The sequence below is a fragment of the Microbacterium aquimaris genome (genome assembly GCF_039531285.1).
GTDB lineage: Bacteria > Actinomycetota > Actinomycetes > Actinomycetales > Microbacteriaceae > Microbacterium > Microbacterium aquimaris.
In genome coordinates this window covers 223771-240070 of sequence record NZ_BAAAPT010000001.1, presented here as the reverse complement: position 1 = coordinate 240070, position 16300 = coordinate 223771, and the positions used below count along the sequence as shown (strand labels likewise).

Sequence of the window (16300 nt, the reverse complement as noted above, 5' to 3'; positions counted from 1 at the left end):
GGCGGCCGGCATCCGACACACTGGGCGGATGGGATCAGCGTTGACCACCATCGGACTTCCCGTCGCGCTCGGGATCATCATGTTCGGCCTCGGGCTGAGCCTCACACCACGTGACTTCGCACGCGTCGCGACCCAGCCCAAGGCGGTGTTCGTCGCGCTGGGATGCCAGTTGCTGCTCCTGCCGGTCCTGTGCTTCGGTCTGGTGATCCTCTTCCAGCTGCCACCGATCCTCGCCGTGGGCATGATGATGCTCGCCGCCTCGCCGGGCGGGACGACCGCGAACCTCTACAGTCACCTGTTCCGTGGCGACATCGCGCTGAACATCTCCCTCACCGCGCTCAACTCCGTCATCGCCGTGGTGACGCTCCCGCTGATCACCAACTTCGCGATCTGGTACTTCGACCCGTTCGACGACCAGCTCGGACTGCAGTGGGCCAAGACCCTCGAGGTGTTCGCGATCGTGCTCCTGCCGGTGATCGGTGGCATGATCGTCCGCCGCCTGTGGCCGCGTTTCGCCGACGGCATGGACCGCCCGGTGCGCATCATCTCCGTCGTTGTGCTCGTGGTCGTCATCGCCGGCGCCGTCGCGGCGAACTGGGCGCTCCTGGTCGAGAACGCCGGACGCCTCGCGCTGATCACCGTCGTCTTCTGCGTGCTGAGCCTGTCGATCGGCTACCTCGTGCCGCGACTCGTGCGCGTCGGGCGCCGCCAGGCGATCGCCTCGTCGTTCGAAATCGGCATCCACAACGCGACGCTCGCGATCGTCATCGCCCAGACCGTGCTCGGCTCGGTCGAACTCAGCCTTCCGGCGGCCGTCTACGGAGTGCTCATGTTCTTCATCGCGTTCGGCTTCGGATTCCTGATCCGGGGGCGCACGGATGCGCGGCGCGACGACGAGGGGTCGGCGGTCGACGCGTCGGACGCCGGCGGAGCGCGGGCGTGAACCGCCCTCGTCGGCCGGCGGGCTCTTTAGACTGGCCGCACACCGGACGAGGAGGCTGCATGCGCCCGTTGACCGAAGACGATGTCCGCGAGTCGTTCGTGAACGCCGCTCCCGAAGAGATCACCCACGTGCGGCTGCCGGCGGACTTCGTGCTGACCGAGTGGGACCACACCGACTTCTTCGCGTGGCGCGATCCGCAGACCCGCGGCCGCGGTTACGTGATCGCCGAGGTCGACGGGGAGCCCACCGGGGTCGTCCTCCGTGCGAGCTCGGGGTCCTCGCACGCTCGACCGGCGATGTGCAATCTGTGTCACACCATGCAACCCGGAGACCAGGTGGCTTTGTTCACCGCCCGCAAGGCCGGAGACGCCGGGGAGAACGGCGACAGCATCGGCACCTACATCTGCGCGGACCTGTCATGCCACGAGAATGTGCGTTTGGCCGCTCCGCTGGCTCCGAGCGAGATCCGCGCGAGCGTCGATCGTCGCATCGACGGCACCCGGCAGCGGGCGGAAGCCCTTGTGAACCGCGTGGCGGAGGCGGCATGACCGGTCCGGTCGTGGTCATCGGCGACGCGCTGATCGACGAGATCCGCGACGAGACAGGCGTCAGGGAGTTCGTCGGGGGAGCGGCGCTCAATGTGGCCGTCGGCCTCACCCGGCTCGGCGTGCCGGCCACGCTCATCGCGATGGTCGGCGACGACGAGGCCGGCGACCACATCCGCTCCTACCTCGACGACTACGACGTGCGCCTGCTCGCCTCGCCCGCACCCCTCGGCTCGTCCCGCGCGGTCAGCACCCGAGGGGCCGGCGGTGAGCCGGTGTACGCGTTCAACGATGCCGCGCAGAACCGCGGCATCCGGTTCGGCGACGCCGAACGCGCCGCGCTCGCCGAGGCCGCGGTGGTGGCCGTCAGCTGCTTCCCCTTCGACGTCCCCGCTGAGACCGAAGCGCTCGCCGAGGCGGTCGCCGGATCCGTCGTCGCCGTCGATCCGAATCCGCGCGAGGGGATGCTGCACGACCGTGCGGAATTCGTGCGCGGGTTCGAAGCTCTCGCCGCGACGGCGGACCTCGTCAAGGTCGGCGACGACGATGCCGCGTTGCTTTACCGGCAGGGCCTGGACTCGGTCGCCGAAGCGCTTCAGGCGAAGGGTGCCACCGCGGTGCTCGCGACCCGTGGACGCGACGGAGCGACCATCCTCGCCGGCACCCAGTCGATCACGCAGCCGATCTCGACCATGCCGGGCCCGATCGTGGACACCATGGGAGCAGGCGACGCCTCGTTCGCCGTCACCGTCGCGGCGCTGGCCGATGCGCGGGGCGCGGTGGTTCCGGACTGGCACGAGATCCTCGCCGAGGCCATGGACGCCGCAGCGGCGACGTGCCGGTTCGAGGGGGCGCTGCTGCGCCTTCCGGCCGTGTTCGACGGCGAGGACATCGACCGCATCGGCACCTGACCAGGCCGGGTGGTCTCGCCCGGCGACCTCGATTTCGACGCGAGCGTCATCGGGGGTAAGATCATTGATCGCGCCTCTGGTCGACTGGAAAAGCCGGACAGGTGCGCACCCGGCGAGTTACCCAAGCGGCCAAAGGGATCTGACTGTAAATCAGACTGCACTGCATTCGGGGGTTCGAATCCCTCACTCGCCACTCACCCGCAGACGTCTCATCCCCATGTCCCCCGGGGTGAAACCGCGGGTTCCGTACGCGAGAGGCGACGAACAGTCCCCCGCGACTTTCCCTCGCGGTTGCGACGACCCGCTAGCTTGGGCGTATGAATCGCACCCTCGCCATCGCCACCATCGCCGCCACGCTCCTGGCCGTCACCGCGTGCTCATCACCCGCTGATGGAGACGGGGACGGTGGCGAGGACACCAGCGCCGCCGCGACGATCGCAGAGCGTGTCCTCAACGAGGGTGAAGGACTGTGCGCGAGCGATATGGGTGGTGAGTCCTACCCGGTCGTCGAGGTGGTCAGTGTCGAGGAGAACGGCGACGAAGCCAACGTAGAGGTGCTCGCGGAGACCGAGGACGGCCGGGAGTTCAGCGGTGAACTCACCATCGACCTCGTCGAGGAGTGCGCGACGTACATCTCGCTCGTCGGCTCGCTCTGACGCTTCGAACGTTCCTTCACCGCGGTTGGGAAACGGCGCCGCCGTCCTCGCCGCGCAGGGTCCCGCGTGCGAGGATGGTCGATGCGGATCGCCCGCGCGGAGGAAGGTTCGATCATGACTGCGCCCCATCCACCTGAGCCCCAGGCCGAGCAGCCCGCGAGTGCGGGACTGATCCGCGCCGCGATCTGGGTCGCCATCGGTGCGCTGATCGCGGCCGCCTTCGTCTGCGTGATCTGGGTGTTCGTCGGCTCGGCCAACGGGATCATCGGCCGCGCGTTCCTCACGATCCTGCTCCTGGCCGGATTCGCCGGGGTCGCGCTGCTCGACGCGCACCTGGCCCCGAGTCGTCCCGCATGGTTCGCGCTGTCCAGCATGGGCGTCTGGGTCATCACCCTCCTGCTCGGCGCCACGTTGATCTGGATGCCGGAGCGCTTCTTCTCCAGCGGACTCGGACGATTCGTGCAGTTCCTGCTGATCGTGCTGGTGCTGCAGCTGGCCCTGCTCCACGTGCGCCTGTTCACCAAGGCGATGCAGCGCAACCGCACCACGTTCACGGTCGTCGTCTATGTCGTCACGGTGATGCTGGTCGCAGCCCTTTCGGTGATGCTCGTGCTGCCGCTGGCCTTCCACGAGTACATCCGCTTCGCATCCCTCTACTGGCGTTTCGTCGTCGCTCTGACGATCCTCGCGGCGGTGGGCACCGCGCTACTCCCGCTGGTGAACGCACTGTTCGCCCCGCGCCCGCCGCGTCCGCAACCCACCCCGGCCGCGTGGCCCACATACGTCGATGGGCGCACACCGCTACCGGTGCTCCTCGACGGCACCCCGGACTGGAACGCGTACTACACGGGTCACCCGACGCAGCCCTACGCCCAGCAGCAAGTCCCGGTTCCCGCCGAGGTCGCCGCGGCGCCGGCGTACGAGCCGCATCCGACACACCCGCCACAGAGCGTGGCGCCGCCCGTGCCGGCCTCCCCGGCGCGCGCTGAGCCCACCGTCTCCGAGCCCACCGAATCCGTGGTCCCGCCGCCGGTCGCACCACAGCCATCCCCGCCCGCACCGGCCGAGCCGACGTCGGGCTCGCTCCCCGCGGCCGGGCATGCCTCGCGCCAGCAGACCGCGCCGGCGATGCCGTGGGGGCCGTCGGACGAGGCCGAGACCGAGACCGGACCGCACCGCGGTCGGCGCGCCTCGGCCGGCGACGGCGACGCGCCCCCGGTTCCGCCAGGCTACGAGGGCTACCCGCCCCCTCCGCCTCTCCCGCCGCGCCCCTGACCGCTACGCGAGGACCTCCCGCACCGCCATCGCGGCGTTGTGGCCGCCCAGGCCGCTGACGGCGCCGCCCCGTCTCGCACCCGAACCGCACAGCAGGATGCGGTCGTGCCCGGTCGCCACGCCCCAACGGGCCGCCGGGCTGTCGAGCTCTTCCCCGTCCTCGGCCCACGGCCAAGAGAGCGGTCCGTGGAAGATGTCGCCGGCGGTCATACCGAGCGAACGCTCGAGATCCAGGGTGGTACGCGCCTCGATGCAGGGATCGCCCTCGGCATCCGGGTACAGGCAGTCTGCGAGCGGTTCGGCCAGGACCGCGTCGAGTGACCGCTCGGCAGCGGCCACCAGCTCTGCGCGATAGGCCTCCGGATCCCGGCCGTCGGCCAGCCGATGCGGCGTGTGCAGGCCGAACAGGGTGAGGGTCTGCGCCCCCGACGCACGAAGCTCCGGTCCGAGGATCGAGGGGTCCGACAGAGAGTGGCAGTAGATCTCCGCCGGGAGGGGGTCGGGGACCGTGCCACCCGACGCGGCGCGCACCGCGGCCTCCAACTGGGAGAGTGTCTCGTTGACGTGGAAGGTCCCCGCGAAGGCGGCCTCCGGCCTGACATGGGCATCGCGCAGGCGGGGTAGCCGCCGAAGGAGCATGTTGACCTTCAGTTGCGCACCTTCCGGACCGGCGTCGGAAAGCGGAGATGTCGGCGCGCCGCCCGCGGCGAGCAACGCCCCGAGCACCTGGGGGCCGACACCGCTGAGCACCACGCGACCGCGCAGCGCGCGAGGGGCGTCCCCGCCGACCTCTACCTCCCCGTCGGGGGTGATCGCGGTCACCGGCGCGGAGGTCTCGATGTGCGCACCCGCGCCGCGCGCGACCCGCTCGAGTTCGGCGGTGACCTGGCCCATGCCACCCACCGGCACGTCCCAGTCGCCTGTCCCGCCGCCGATCACGTGGTAGAGAAAGCACCGGTTCTGGCGCAGGGACGGGTCGTCGGCCGCGGCGAAGGTGCCGATGAGGCCGTCCGTGAGCACGATCCCGCGGGCGATGTCAGAGGACACCGACGCGCGGACGAGTCCGCCCAGCGGCTGCGTGACGATCGATTCCCAGAGGGCGTCGTCGCCCCACCGCTCCTTCATGCGCGACGCGGAGATCAGGGGGTCGGTCATCGACGGGAAGGTCGCCCGCGCGACCGGGGCCAGCCGGTCGGTGAGACGCGCCCACCTCTCCGCCTCGTCACCGTCCCCGGTCACCCGGCGGAAGGAGTCCGCGGTGGCCCGCGGATCCGCGGTATCCACGATGATGCCGCGCCCGGGATCGGCCGGGTCGGGCGTATAGGAGGAGTATCGACGTCGCGTGAGGCTCAGACGCAGACCGAGCTCGTCGATCACGCGGCGGGGGAGCAGGCTCACCAGATACGAGTACCGGGACAGACGCGCATCCACCCCGGTCCACGGGCGTTCCGAGACGGCGGCGCCGCCGACGTGGGGGAGGGCTTCGAGGACCGCGACCGATCGGCCGTCCCGCGCGAGATATGCGGCGGCCACGAGGGCATTGTGGCCGCCGCCGACGATGACGACGTCGTGCGTGTGCGGGGTGTGGTCGACCATGTCCTCACGCTAACGGCGCGACGTATAGCGTGGAAGCATGACGCTTGCCGCCGAACTCGAGGCCATCGCCATCGCCGTCGCGCGGGAGGGCGGAGACCTCGCCCGTCGCCGTCGCGGGGAAGGGGTCGCGATCGCCGCGACGAAGTCGGCGCTGGCCGACATCGTCACCGAAGCCGACCGCGAGGTCGAGGCCCTCATCCGGGAGCGCATCGCCGTGGCGCGACCCGACGACGGTTTCCTCGGTGAGGAAGACGGCATCCACGCCGGGACCTCCGGAATCACGTGGGTCGTGGACCCGATCGACGGCACCGTCAACTACGCCTTCGGGATCCCCGCCTACGCGACCAGCGTCGCCGCCGTCATGGGTTCCCCGACCCCCGAGGCGTGGGAGGTGCTCGCCGGTGCCGTCTACAGCCCCGCGCACGGTGAGTTGTTCCATGCCGCAGCCGGCCACGGCGCGTGGCTCGACGGTCGCCGGCTGACGGTCAATGCCGCACCGGGCGAGGCCGGAGCCCTCGTGGCGACCGGGTTCGGCTACGACGCCACCACGCACGCCGCCGACCTCGCCGTGGTCGGCAAGGTCATGCCGATCGCGCGGGACATTCGCCGGATGGGCGCGGCGGCCCTCGACATCGCGTACGTGGCGGCCGGACGCCTGGACGGCTTTTTCGAACGGGGCTTGAAGCCGTGGGACCATGCCGCCGCGGACCTGCTGGTCACCGAAGCCGGGGGGCAGGTGGCGTGGTTCGACGACGACGAGCGACCCCTCCTGGCCGTCGCGGGACCCGATCTGCTCGGCCCGCTCGTGGCAGCGGTCTCCGACCGGGTCTGAAACACAAACGTCACATCCGAATCCGTCGAACCGCGTGTCCACGGATGGAGTTCTCAGCTTGCCGCGGGTAGGGTGTTTACCCGATCGTTACTTTTCATCACTCGAACGATGAGGAGTGTCGCACCCGACAACCGTCGCTCCCCCCGCGACTCGAACCGAGAGCCCCACCCGCTTGCTTTCCGATTCCCCCATGGCTGAGCCCGCGCCCACCCGGCGTTCCAGCCGTGCCCACCGCGCGCCGGCTGAGACCACCGGTGCGCACACGCCGGCCGTCGCGCCGGAGACCCGTCGGCTGCGGTCGACGGCGCGGACGTCGGAGAGCGACGCGCCGCACGCCGCCGGTCAAACCGAGTCGGCGACACCCGAGTCTGCGACACCGATGATCCCGGCTTCGCCGCAGCCCGCGGTGCCCACATCGCGTCGGGCCGCGCGCGCGGCCCGGTCGGTGACCGGGGCCATCCCGGTCGACGAGTCGGCCCCCGCGACCACTCCTCTGAGGACCGCGCCCGCACCGGAGCCCGCCGTCTCGATCACCGAGGTCACCGGGGTCGACCGTTCCGCCGGTGACGTGCCCGTAGAGGACACCGCCGACGGTCCCGCCGCCGACGACTTCGAGGTCGCCGCGCGAGTCCTCAACTTCACCGGCGAGACGCCCGTCCAGCAGGCGGCCCCGGCCGCGAAGACCACCTCGACCGAGCAGACAGCCGATCTCGGTGCTGCCGTCGCCGCGCACGACACACCCCGCCGGCTCCGCGGAGCATCCTTCAAGCGTCTCGCCGCCGCATCGTTCTCCGTCGGCGTGATGGGGGCGGTCACCCTCCTCGCCGTGGGCACGACCACACCGGCCGAAGCCGTCGCCGCCGCGACCGGCGAGAGCGTCGCCACCGCGGTCATGGCGCCCGGAGCCACCGACATCACGGCCGAGGACGAGGAGCAGATCCAGGCGTACGTGGCCCCCGAGGGTGTGCAGAACCTGCAGATCACCCGCAGCGAGAGCTACGACACCGAGACGTACGCCGAAGTGGCGGCGGAGTCGGGCATCGCGAACACCTCGGACCTCTTCTACAACGACCCCAACGGTGAGATCCAGTGGCCGTTCGCGGTCGGTGTCCCCATGAGCTCCGGATTCGGCTACCGCTGGGGCGCGCTGCACGAGGGGGTCGACTTCACGCCCGGCGCGGGATCGCCCATCCAGGCCGTCGCCGACGGCGTCGTGCGGGAGGCCACCGAGTCCGGCGGCGCCTACGGTGTGCACGTGATCATCGACCACGTCATCGACGGTGAGCTGGTCTCGACGCACTACGCGCACATGCAGTACGGGTCGATCCAGGTGCAGGTCGGCCAGGAGATCGAGGTCGGAACCACCGTCGGGCTGGTCGGGAACACCGGGCGTTCGTACGGCGCTCACCTGCACTTCGAGGTACTGATGGGTGGCGAGACCGCCATCGACCCCATCCCGTGGCTACGCGAGCACGCCGGAGGCTGATCTCGATTTCTGGGGGATGTCCAGACCTGATATCCTCTTTGAGTTGCCCGCATGCGGGTAGCACGCCCCGATAGCTCAGTGGCAGAGCACTTCCATGGTAAGGAAGGGGTCGTCAGTTCAATCCTGACTCGGGGCTCGCAGCATCTCGTCCGCGGATGCGCCGCGGCAGGGTAGCTCAGTTGGTGAGAGCGCACGACTCATAATCGTGAGGTCGCGGGTTCAAGCCCCGCTCCTGCTACTCAAAACCCCCGGCTCCACCCGGGGGTTTTGTCATTCTCGCAGCGCGGTGCGCGACCATCCGGCGGGCTCGGGGAGCTCGCCGTAGCGGACCTCGACCGATGAGGCCGTGATCTCGGCCGCGCACAGCAGCAGTGACTGTGTCGGGAATCCGTGCGGGCGGTTGTCGCGGATGATCGCGCGGTCGTCGTCGGGGGAGAGCCGGCTGGACACGTCCAACACGTCGAGCCATGCGCCGAGCCAGTCCTCCCGCGGTGCCGTCCGGCTCGCCTCGCGGAACGCGTTCAGCCACGCCGCGATGCGCGCGGTGGCTTCGTCATCGACGTCATCGTGCGCGAGCATGTGCACGCCGGGGGCGAGGTCGTGGGAGCGGAGCCCCCGCCCGTCCCAAGACGTCACCCGGACGCGTGCCCCCTCGACGTCGACGAGATTGAACCCGCGGGTGCGCGGATCGTCCCGCAGCGTGACCCCCTGGACGGCGTCGAGGGGAAGCCCGCCCCGCGACGCCACCTCCTCGTCCGTGCGCTCGGAGATGTCGGCACGATTCAACAGCACGGCCAGCCGGCCGGCGTCGGGTCGTGCCGCCAGCCAGGCCCCACCCGCGCGTGCATCCCGAACGCCGACGATGCGTCCGTCACGCTCCGGCCACCACGCACCGAGCGGGTTCCACGGTCGGGCCGGATCCTCATCGCGCACGGCCAGGAGTCGCGTCGGGTCGTCCGGGTGATCGGGGACGTTCACGATCACGGTGCACATCTGCTCTCCTCGGGACGTGTGGGCGCGTGCGGTGGGAAGATCGAGGGGTGTTCATCGTCGTCGGCGTCACCGGTGGCATCGCCGCCTACAAGTCCGTGCATCTCGTGCGCCGGTTCGTACGGGCCGGTCACGACGTGCACGTGATCCCCACCGATGATGCGTTGCGTTTCGTCGGGCTCACGACCTGGGAAGCGATCAGTCGCAACCCCGTGACGACCTCGGTGCACGACGACGTCGCACGGGTCAGACACGTCTCTCTCGGACAGGCCGCCGATCTCGTGGTGGTGGCCCCCGCGACGGCGAACATGTTGGCGAAGATGACCGCCGGACTGGCCGACGACCTTCTGGGCACCACCCTACTCGCGACCACCGCACCGGTCGTCGTCGCGCCGGCGATGCACACCGAGATGTGGCGGCACGCGGCGACGCGCGCGAACATCGACATCCTGCGGGAGCGGGGTGTGCGCATCGTGGGGCCCGCCGACGGCGAGTTGACCGGTGGCGATTCGGGGCCGGGGCGCATGAGTGAACCGGAGGAGATCGCCGATGCCGCGTTCGCGGCGCTCGCCCCGAAGGACCTCGACGGGTGGCGCGTCGTCGTCAGCGCGGGCGGCACGCGGGAGCCCATCGATCCTGTGCGCTACCTCGGCAACCGGTCCAGCGGCCGCCAGGGGGTCGATGTCGCCCGCGCCGCAGCGGACCGCGGTGCGACCGTGACCCTGGTGCTGGCCCACGCCGCGGCCGACCCCGACGCCGAGGCCCGCCGGCACCCGGGGATCGAGGTCGTCGATGTGGGGACCGCCCAGGAGATGCAGCGTGCCGTCCAGGCCGTGGCGGCCACGGCCGATGCGATCGTGATGGCCGCCGCGGTCTCGGACTACCGTGTCGCGGCGGTGTCGGCGTCGAAGATCTCCAAGGAGGGGCAGGCGGGACGGACCCTCGACCTCGTCCAGAACCCCGACATCCTCGCCGAGCTGGCCGCCACCCGCACGGGGCGGCAGACGATCGTCGGGTTCGCCGCCGAGACCGAGCCCGACCGGAACCGCCTGATCGAGCGAGGGCGCGCGAAGCGGGAGCGCAAGGGGGCCGACCTGCTCGTGGTCAACGAGGTGGGCTGGGCGCGCGGGTTCGAGCGCCCCGACAACAGCGTCGCCGTGATCGGCCACGAGGGCGCGGTGCTGCTCGAACATCACGGGTCCAAGCGCGAGATCGCCGACGCGCTGTGGGATGCGGTGATCGCGACCCACTGAGCCTACGACGACGAAGGCCGCCACCTTCGCGGTGACGGCCTTCGCGGAGTGGATCAGCGGATCAGGACAGTGCCTTCGCCTTGAGCTTGTCGTACTCCTCGGTCGTGATGGTGCCGGCCTTCAGCAGCTCGGCGGCGTGGGCGATCTCCTCGGCCGGGCTCTTACCGCCCGAGACCTGCTGGATGTAGGCGTCGGTGGCGGCCTTGGCCTGCTGTGCCTCGGAGGCGCTGCGCTCGGCCATGCCCTTGCCGCGGGCGATGAGGTAGACCAGTGCGGTCAGGAACGGCACGAAGATCAGGAAGATGATCCACAGCGCCTTCCACCAGCCGCTCAGCTTGTGGTCGCGGAACAGGTCGCCGATGATGGCGAACAGGGCGAAGAGGTAGGCAATGAACGCGAAAGCGAACAGGAACCACCAGATCACGTCGAAAAAGTTCTCCCAGAAGCCCATATTATGTCGTCCTTTCGGCGTTCTGCTGGAATGCGAGGTGTACGCGGTCGAGCAGATCGACGGCGCGCAGGAGGAATGTGACCCCCACCGCCGAATGATACCGCTCCCTGGGAAAACGATGGGTAACGTTTCGCCGCGCGGCGATACCCGGGCCAGGGGGGAAGCACTGGCCGACGGTTTCTGGCGCGACCGCCTCCGTGCGCCGGATGGACCGTGTCCGCCCCGGCGACGCGCGGTCATCGCCGCCGCGGATGCGCCGGTAAGGTGGGCGTGCGGCGCCGACCGTGCGCCCGTGGATGGATAGGCGAGATGAGCGCGACCCCGCCCGGCTGGTACGACGACGGACACGGCGCGTTGCGCTGGTGGGACGGGCTCCAGTGGACCGAGCACGTGCACGTGCCCGAACAGCCGCAGGCCGCGCCCGCCCCCGAGCAGGCCGCGCCCGCCCCCGAGCAGGCCGCTCCCGTCCCCGAGGCTCCCGAGCGGGCCGCCCCCGCCCCCGAAGTGGCACCGGAGCCGGCGCCGCCCGCGGAACCGGTCGCAGACCCGACCGCGCAGTTCTTCGCCGACCCCGGGGAGTCTTCGCAGGGTGCCGAGGGTACGCCCGCGCCTCAGTACCCCTCGGGGGACGACCCGCAGGTCTACGGTCAGCCTCCCGCGGGCTATCCCGGCGCCGGTGTCGGTGGGGCGTTCATCTCCGCGACCGAGCCGAAGAAATCCACCCTGTGGGTCGTGTGGGTGATCGTCGGCGTCGTCCTCCTGGGCATCGTCGCCGTCGCGGCGGTGTTCATTCCGCTGGCCCTCGGCATGATGCAAGGCGGCGGCGCGACCTCGGGAGACGACCCCGACGAGCAGGCGGCCGTCGTGACCGTGCAGACCTATGACGACGCGTGGCGCACCGGCGACTGCGACGCCTATGTCGCCTCGACCACCGACGCCTTCCGCGAATACCTCGGCATCCCCGACTGTGAGGACTTCCAGATCAGCGCGGCGGAGTTCGGCGCGACCACGTCCGAGTACGAGCTCACGGTCACCGACATCGACAGCAGCGGCGACGAGATCGTGCTGCAGACGCAGGAGACCTACATGTCCAGCGTCGACGAAACCGGCTCACCGCTGCCTGAGCCGCAGCCGGCCCAGGACGACTACACCTACGTGCTGGTGTCGGAGAACGGCTCCTGGCTGATCGACGACGTCTCGGTCGAATGAGCGAGGCCGCCGTCCGCGCGCGAACGCCGCGCTTCATCGTCACCTGCCTTCTCGTCGGGGCCCTCGCCGGCCTCCTGTCCGGATTGTTCGGCGTCGGAGGCGGAACGGTCATCGTTCCGCTGCTGATGCTGATCCTCGGCTATGACCAGCGTCTGGCCGCCGGCACCTCACTCGCCGCCATCGTGCCCACCGCGACGGTCGGGGTCATCTCCTACGCCGTGCACGGCTCGGTCGCGTGGATCCCCGCCCTGCTCCTCGCGGGCGGTGCCGTCATCGGCGCGCAGGTGGGCACGTGGTTGCTTGCACGCCTGCCGATCACGGTGCTGCGCTGGGGTTTCGTGGCCTTCCTGGTCGTCGTGATCGTCAGCCTCTTCTTCGTCATCCCCTCCCGCGATGCCGGACTGCCCCTGACCTGGCTCACCGGTATCGCCCTCGTGGTGCTCGGCGTGGTCACCGGAATCCTTGCGGGGCTGCTCGGTGTGGGAGGCGGTGTCATCATCGTCCCCGCGCTGGTACTGCTGTTCGGTACGAGCGACCTGCTCGCCAAGGGCACGTCGCTGCTGATGATGATCCCGACCGCCGTGTCGGGGACGGTCGGCAACGTCCGGCGGAAGAACGTCGACCTCGTCGCCGCCGCACTGGTGGGAGGCGCAGCGTGTGCGACCACGGCCGTCGGTGCGCTCATCGCCACTTTGGTCGATCCGTTCGTCGGGAACATGCTCTTCGCGGCCTTCCTCACCGTGATCGCGGTGCAGATGGCGATGCGGGCGATGCGCGGACGCCGCCGCTGACCCGCCGCGCCTCGAGCGGCTCCGACGACCGTCGGTAGGATGGGCGTGTGGCAGTGAACCCCGAGCTGGTCGGCCGGACCTTCCCGCCGACCGCCCCATACCTGGTCGGCCGCGAGAAGGTACGGGAGTTCTCCCGCGCCGTCTTCGCAGACGACCCCCAGCACACCGACCCCGACGCGGCCCGCGCCCTCGGGTACGCCGACGTCGTCGCGCCGCCGACGTTCGCGATGGTCATCCAGGACCTCACGCTGCAGCAGCTGCTCGCGGTGGAGGACAGCGGTATCGCGCTGGAGCGTCTCATCCATGCCGAGCAAAGGTTCCGGTACACGCGGCCGATCGTCGCCGGCGACGAGTTGACCGCCCAGCTGTCGATCGCCGGGGTGCGCGCGGTCGGCAAGGGGGCGATGGTCACCAGCGAAGCGGAGATCACCGACGCGGAGGGCGCGCACGTCGTCACCGCGATCTCGGTGCTCCTGGTAGGAGGCGAGGACTGATGACCATGACCGAGATCGCCGTCGGTGACCAGGTCGCCGAGCGGACCGTCGACCTCACCCGGGAATCGCTCGTCCGATACGCAGGTGCCTCGGGCGACTTCAACCCAATCCACTACCGCGACGACGTCGCCGAGCGCGTCGGACTTCCCGGAGTCCTCGCCCACGGCATGCTCACCATGGGGCTCGCCGTCGAGACGCTCGTCCCATGGCTGGGCGACAGCGGCCGCATCCTGGAATACGGAGTGCGCTTCACCCGCCCCGTCGTGGTCGACCCCGAGACCGGTGCGCAGCTTTCGATCGTGGCCGTCGTCGGCGCGGTGGACGAGGACACCGCGCGGATCGATCTCACCGTTCGCCACGCCGACACCACCGTGCTCGGCAAGGCCCAGGTGCGGGTGCGACGGGACTGATGGTCGACGTCACCCCGCGGCCGCTCGCCGAACTGACCACGCTGCGCACGGGCGGCACCCCCGAGCGGATGGTCGACGCGCGCACGCAGGACGAATTGGTCGACGCCCTCCGCTTCGCGTGGGCGACCGGCGACGATTGGCTCGTGCTCGGCGGCGGGTCCAATCTGTTCGTCGGCGACGACCCCCTCGAGGGCACCGTCATCCGTGTGCTCACCCGCGGCATCGAGCGGCTGCCCTCACCGCACGAGGGGCGGGCACGGTTGCGGGTGCAGGCCGGCCATGACTGGGACGACCTCGTCGCCCATGCCGTCGCCGAAGGACTCGCCGGGCTCGAGGCGATGTCCGGCATCCCCGGCACCGTCGGCGCCGCCCCCGTCCAGAACATCGGTGCGTACGGCCAGGAGGTCGTGCGCACCCTCGTCGAAGTCGACCTCATCGACGAGGCGACCGGCGAGGTCTCGACCGTGCCGGCGGACGAGCTCGGCCTCGGATTCCGCACGTCGGTGCTGAAAGCCCACTACGGCTCGGTCCCCGACCGCTCCGCGGTGATCCTCTCCGCCACCTTCGACCTCGCCCAAGTCGGTGCCCAGCCGCGCCCCGTCGCAGGGTCTCAGCTGCGGACCGCGCTGGGACTGACCGAGGAGGGAACGGCCACCCTCTCCGAGATCCGCCGGCGCATCCTCGAAATCCGGGCAGGCAAGGGGATGGTGCTCGACACGGAGGACCCCGACACGTGGAGTGCCGGCTCGTTCTTCCAGAACGCCGTCGTCTCGGCGTCCTTCGCGCGTTCCCTGCCCCCGGAGTGCCCGCGGTGGCCGGTCGAACCCGACCTCGACCCGGTGTTGGTGATCCCGCTCGCCGCCTTCGACGGCACCGTACCGGCTCCCGAGACCCGCGAGCCCGACGTGAAGGTCAGCGCCGCATGGCTCATCGAGCAGGCCGGGATCCGCCGCGGCTTCCGTCTCGCGCCTTCCCGGGCGGGCCTGTCGACGAAGCACGCGTTGGCGTTGACGAACCGCGGCGGTGCGTCGGCGGCCGAGCTCGCGCAACTGGCGCGTTTCATCCGCGCACGCGTACACGCCGAGTTCGGCCTGATGCTCCAGCCCGAACCGGTGCTGGTGAACATCGAGCTCTGAACGCGACACCGCGCGCCCGGAGCGCGCGGATCAGGCGAACAGCTCCTGCAGGCGCCGCATGCCCTCTCGCAGCTCCTCTTCGCCGAGCGCGTACGACAGACGCAGGTAGCCACTGGGGCCGAAGGCCTCACCCGGGACCACGGCGACCTCCGCCTTCTCGAGGATGAGGTCGGCCAGCTCCAGCGTGGTGGTGGGCGTGGTGCCCGCCCACTCGCGGCCGAGGAGGGCGGTGACATCGGGGTAGGCGTAGAAGGCGCCGAGCGGGGTCGGCACGTTCACGCCTTCGATCTTCTTCAGCTCATCCACGATCAGCCCGCGGCGGCGGTCGAACGCGGTCCGCATGTTCTCCGCCTCGGTCTGCGGTCCGGTCAGCGCGGCGAGCGCGGCACGCTGCGCGACGTTGTTGACGTTGCTGCACAGGTGGGACTGCAGGTTGCCGGCGATCTTGACCGCGTCCTTCGGGCCGATCATCCAGCCCACCCGCCAACCGGTCATGGCGTAGGTCTTCGCGACGCCGTTGACCAGGATCGTCTGCGCCGCTGCCTCGGGGACCGCCTCGACGACGGAGGTCGCCCGCACACCTTCGTAGACGAGGTTCTGGTAGATCTCGTCGGAGATGATCCAGACGCCGTGCTCGAGCGCCCATTCGGCGATCGCCCGCACCTCGTCGGCGGTGTAGACGGCGCCGGTCGGGTTGGACGGGGAGACGAACACGAGCGCGGTGGTCTTGTCGGTGCGCGCGGCTTCGAGCTGCTCGACGGTGACCTTGTACTCCTGGTCCGCGCCGGCGAACACCTCGACCGGGACGCCGTCGGCGAGGGCGATGGCCTCGGGGTAGGTGGTCCAGTACGGCGCCGGCAACAGCACCTCGTCGCCGGGGTTCACGACGGTCTGGAAGGCCTGATAGACGGCCTGCTTGCCGCCGTTGGTCACGATCACCTGTGACGGGTCGATCTCGAGACCGGAGTCGTGGTGGGTCTTGGCCGCGATGGCCTCGCGCAGCACGGGCAGACCCGCGGCGGGCGTGTACCGGAAGTTCGCCGGATCGCGCAGCGCCTGCGCGGCGGCATCGACGATGAACTCCGGCGTGGCGAAGTCGGGCTCGCCGGCGGCGTAGCTGATCACCGGACGGCCGGCGGCCTTGAGTGCCTTCGCCTTCGCGTCGACCTTCAGGGTCGCGGACTCGGCGATCGCGGACAGCTTGCGGGACAGGGGAGCACGTTCGGTCACGCCCCCAGCGTAGTCGCCCGATGTGGGGGAGGCCGAGGGGAAGGGTCCACCGGATGGGGGACACGGGATCCGTCGGATGGACGCTGTCGGGC

17 protein-coding genes and 3 tRNA genes are annotated in these 16300 nt (G+C 70.4%); 16 read left to right on the top strand and 4 right to left on the bottom strand.

The features are described 5' to 3' along the window. The first annotated feature begins 28 nt into the window (after positions 1-28). The 6 genes from ABD204_RS01200 to ABD204_RS01175 all read left to right on the top strand — a co-directional run bounded on the left by ABD204_RS01200 (position 29) and on the right by ABD204_RS01175 (position 4330). Positions 29-943 (top strand): bile acid:sodium symporter family protein, encoded by a 915-nt coding sequence (locus ABD204_RS01200; protein WP_194422906.1) that lies wholly within the window; start codon positions 29-31, stop codon positions 941-943. Positions 944-1002: 59 nt separating this feature from the next. Further along, the gene (locus ABD204_RS01195; protein ID WP_194422905.1) at positions 1003-1491 is read left to right on the top strand and encodes an FBP domain-containing protein; all 489 of its coding nucleotides are present in this window, start codon (positions 1003-1005) and stop codon (positions 1489-1491) included. Further along, on the top strand, positions 1488-2399 hold the full coding sequence (locus tag ABD204_RS01190) for a PfkB family carbohydrate kinase (RefSeq protein ID WP_194422904.1): 912 nt from the start codon (positions 1488-1490) through the stop codon (positions 2397-2399). The genes ABD204_RS01195 and ABD204_RS01190 overlap by 4 nt, the downstream gene beginning before the upstream one ends. A gap of 111 nt (positions 2400-2510) precedes the next feature. Then, a tRNA-Tyr gene (locus ABD204_RS01185) sits at positions 2511-2592 on the top strand. A gap of 124 nt (positions 2593-2716) precedes the next feature. Continuing rightward, on the top strand, positions 2717-3055 hold the full coding sequence (locus ABD204_RS01180; RefSeq protein WP_194422903.1) for a hypothetical protein: 339 nt from the start codon (positions 2717-2719) through the stop codon (positions 3053-3055). A gap of 114 nt (positions 3056-3169) precedes the next feature. After that, the gene (locus tag ABD204_RS01175) at positions 3170-4330 is read left to right on the top strand and encodes a hypothetical protein (protein ID WP_194422902.1); all 1161 of its coding nucleotides are present in this window, start codon (positions 3170-3172) and stop codon (positions 4328-4330) included. A gap of 3 nt (positions 4331-4333) precedes the next feature. Here the strand turns inward: ABD204_RS01175 and ABD204_RS01170 are convergent, their stop codons facing one another. Next, positions 4334-5926, bottom strand: coding sequence for a phytoene desaturase family protein (locus ABD204_RS01170; RefSeq protein ID WP_194422901.1), 1593 nt, complete (start codon positions 5924-5926; stop codon positions 4334-4336). A gap of 37 nt (positions 5927-5963) precedes the next feature. Between ABD204_RS01170 and ABD204_RS01165 the strand changes: the two genes are divergently transcribed. From ABD204_RS01165 to ABD204_RS01150, 4 genes are all read left to right on the top strand, one after another. After that, on the top strand, positions 5964-6758 hold the full coding sequence (locus ABD204_RS01165; protein ID WP_194422900.1) for an inositol monophosphatase family protein: 795 nt from the start codon (positions 5964-5966) through the stop codon (positions 6756-6758). 190 nt (positions 6759-6948) lie between these two features. Further along, the gene (locus tag ABD204_RS01160) at positions 6949-8244 is read left to right on the top strand and encodes a peptidoglycan DD-metalloendopeptidase family protein (RefSeq protein WP_194422899.1); all 1296 of its coding nucleotides are present in this window, start codon (positions 6949-6951) and stop codon (positions 8242-8244) included. Positions 8245-8308: 64 nt separating this feature from the next. Further along, positions 8309-8380: transfer RNA gene (locus tag ABD204_RS01155), tRNA-Thr, on the top strand. A 28-nt stretch (positions 8381-8408) separates the two neighbouring features. Further along, positions 8409-8482, top strand: a tRNA-Met gene (locus ABD204_RS01150). A gap of 32 nt (positions 8483-8514) precedes the next feature. On the opposite strand, the gene ABD204_RS01145 is transcribed toward ABD204_RS01150, so the two are convergent. Beyond that, on the bottom strand, positions 8515-9237 hold the full coding sequence (locus ABD204_RS01145; RefSeq protein ID WP_194422898.1) for an NRDE family protein: 723 nt from the start codon (positions 9235-9237) through the stop codon (positions 8515-8517). Between the two features lie 47 nt (positions 9238-9284). Between ABD204_RS01145 and coaBC the strand changes: the two genes are divergently transcribed. Then, positions 9285-10487, top strand: a complete 1203-nt coding sequence (gene coaBC / locus ABD204_RS01140) for a bifunctional phosphopantothenoylcysteine decarboxylase/phosphopantothenate--cysteine ligase CoaBC (protein ID WP_194422897.1) — start codon at positions 9285-9287, stop codon at positions 10485-10487. Positions 10488-10548: 61 nt separating this feature from the next. On the opposite strand, the gene ABD204_RS01135 is transcribed toward coaBC, so the two are convergent. Next, positions 10549-10938, bottom strand: coding sequence for an SHOCT domain-containing protein (locus ABD204_RS01135; RefSeq protein ID WP_194422896.1), 390 nt, complete (start codon positions 10936-10938; stop codon positions 10549-10551). Positions 10939-11247: 309 nt separating this feature from the next. On the opposite strand from ABD204_RS01135, the gene ABD204_RS01130 reads away from it, so the two are divergent. The 5 genes from ABD204_RS01130 to ABD204_RS01110 are packed head-to-tail and all read left to right on the top strand — an operon-like array spanning position 11248 to position 14978. After that, the gene (locus tag ABD204_RS01130) at positions 11248-12147 is read left to right on the top strand and encodes a DUF2510 domain-containing protein (RefSeq protein WP_194422895.1); all 900 of its coding nucleotides are present in this window, start codon (positions 11248-11250) and stop codon (positions 12145-12147) included. Beyond that, positions 12144-12938, top strand: a complete 795-nt coding sequence (locus ABD204_RS01125; protein ID WP_194422894.1) for a sulfite exporter TauE/SafE family protein — start codon at positions 12144-12146, stop codon at positions 12936-12938. Before ABD204_RS01130 ends, ABD204_RS01125 begins: the two co-directional genes overlap by 4 nt. 47 nt (positions 12939-12985) lie before the next feature. Further along, the gene (locus ABD204_RS01120) at positions 12986-13432 is read left to right on the top strand and encodes an FAS1-like dehydratase domain-containing protein (protein ID WP_194422893.1); all 447 of its coding nucleotides are present in this window, start codon (positions 12986-12988) and stop codon (positions 13430-13432) included. Positions 13433-13437: 5 nt separating this feature from the next. Further along, on the top strand, positions 13438-13842 hold the full coding sequence (locus ABD204_RS01115) for a MaoC/PaaZ C-terminal domain-containing protein (RefSeq protein WP_194424161.1): 405 nt from the start codon (positions 13438-13440) through the stop codon (positions 13840-13842). Further along, positions 13842-14978, top strand: a complete 1137-nt coding sequence (locus tag ABD204_RS01110) for a UDP-N-acetylmuramate dehydrogenase (protein WP_194422892.1) — start codon at positions 13842-13844, stop codon at positions 14976-14978. The genes ABD204_RS01115 and ABD204_RS01110 overlap by 1 nt, the downstream gene beginning before the upstream one ends. 30 nt (positions 14979-15008) lie before the next feature. Here the strand turns inward: ABD204_RS01110 and ABD204_RS01105 are convergent, their stop codons facing one another. Then, positions 15009-16208, bottom strand: a complete 1200-nt coding sequence (locus ABD204_RS01105; protein WP_194422891.1) for a pyridoxal phosphate-dependent aminotransferase — start codon at positions 16206-16208, stop codon at positions 15009-15011. Between the last annotated feature and the right edge of the window lie 92 nt (positions 16209-16300).

Coding starts and splice junctions, on each gene's coding strand:
- ABD204_RS01200 (WP_194422906.1), top strand. CDS start 29: ATGGGATCAGCGTTGACCACCATCGGACTTCCCGTCGCGCTCGGGATC.
- ABD204_RS01195 (WP_194422905.1), top strand. CDS start 1,003: ATGCGCCCGTTGACCGAAGACGATGTCCGCGAGTCGTTCGTGAACGCC.
- ABD204_RS01190 (WP_194422904.1), top strand. CDS start 1,488: ATGACCGGTCCGGTCGTGGTCATCGGCGACGCGCTGATCGACGAGATC.
- ABD204_RS01180 (WP_194422903.1), top strand. CDS start 2,717: ATGAATCGCACCCTCGCCATCGCCACCATCGCCGCCACGCTCCTGGCC.
- ABD204_RS01175 (WP_194422902.1), top strand. CDS start 3,170: ATGACTGCGCCCCATCCACCTGAGCCCCAGGCCGAGCAGCCCGCGAGT.
- ABD204_RS01170 (WP_194422901.1), bottom strand. CDS start 5,926: ATGGTCGACCACACCCCGCACACGCACGACGTCGTCATCGTCGGCGGC.
- ABD204_RS01165 (WP_194422900.1), top strand. CDS start 5,964: ATGACGCTTGCCGCCGAACTCGAGGCCATCGCCATCGCCGTCGCGCGG.
- ABD204_RS01160 (WP_194422899.1), top strand. CDS start 6,949: ATGGCTGAGCCCGCGCCCACCCGGCGTTCCAGCCGTGCCCACCGCGCG.
- ABD204_RS01145 (WP_194422898.1), bottom strand. CDS start 9,237: ATGTGCACCGTGATCGTGAACGTCCCCGATCACCCGGACGACCCGACG.
- ABD204_RS01135 (WP_194422896.1), bottom strand. CDS start 10,938: ATGGGCTTCTGGGAGAACTTTTTCGACGTGATCTGGTGGTTCCTGTTC.
- ABD204_RS01130 (WP_194422895.1), top strand. CDS start 11,248: ATGAGCGCGACCCCGCCCGGCTGGTACGACGACGGACACGGCGCGTTG.
- ABD204_RS01125 (WP_194422894.1), top strand. CDS start 12,144: ATGAGCGAGGCCGCCGTCCGCGCGCGAACGCCGCGCTTCATCGTCACC.
- ABD204_RS01115 (WP_194424161.1), top strand. CDS start 13,438: ATGACCGAGATCGCCGTCGGTGACCAGGTCGCCGAGCGGACCGTCGAC.
- ABD204_RS01110 (WP_194422892.1), top strand. CDS start 13,842: ATGGTCGACGTCACCCCGCGGCCGCTCGCCGAACTGACCACGCTGCGC.